Below are 694 nucleotides of genomic sequence, written 5' to 3'. Positions count from 1 at the left end.
CCCCTATAATGGCTGCCTTTTTCGCCCAATGATTTTGCGGAGCTGGTGATGGCCGAACGTATGGCGTCAGTCGAGCGCGACACTCTGGAAACCCAGATCAAAGCCTCGATCAACCTGGATGGCACCGGAAAGGCCCGATTTGATATCGGTGTTCCTTTTCTTGAGCACATGCTGGACCAGATCGCCCGTCACGGGCTGATCGACCTGGATATTGTCAGCAAGGGCGACCTGCATATCGACGACCACCACACTGTGGAAGACGTCGGTATCACCCTGGGTCAGGCTTTTGCCAAAGCCATCGGCGACAAGAAAGGCATCCGTCGCTACGGCCACGCCTATGTGCCACTCGATGAAGCGCTGTCGCGCGTAGTGATCGACTTCTCCGGCCGTCCTGGCCTGCAGATGCATGTTCCCTACACCCGTGCCACCGTTGGCGGTTTCGACGTTGACCTGTTCCAGGAATTCTTCCAGGGCTTCGTCAACCATGCGCTCGTCAGCCTGCACATCGACAACCTGCGTGGCACCAACACCCACCACCAGATCGAAACCGTGTTCAAGGCCTTCGGCCGTGCACTGCGCATGGCCGTAGAGCTCGATGATCGCATGGCCGGTCAGATGCCATCGACCAAGGGCGTTCTGTAATGCAGACGGTCGCGGTTATCGATTACGGCATGGGCAACCTGCACTCGGTGGC

The 694-nt window shown here is 58.2% G+C and carries 1 protein-coding gene; it reads left to right on the top strand.

What is annotated here, in order from left to right:
- The first annotated feature begins 48 nt into the window (after positions 1-48).
- Positions 49-642, top strand: coding sequence for an imidazoleglycerol-phosphate dehydratase HisB (gene hisB / locus AC1DRJ_RS31075; RefSeq protein ID WP_007897437.1), 594 nt, complete (start codon positions 49-51; stop codon positions 640-642).
- Positions 643-694: the final 52 nt, after the last annotated feature.

It is taken from the genome of Pseudomonas sp. P5_B2 (assembly GCF_056400445.1).
Note: the sequence above shows the minus strand (reverse complement) of the source record. Positions and strands in the feature narration are given on the sequence as shown.

Excerpts from the sequence above, each read along its gene's own strand:
- hisB (WP_007897437.1), top strand. The coding sequence starts at position 49 with ATGGCCGAACGTATGGCGTCAGTCGAGCGCGACACTCTGGAAACCCAG.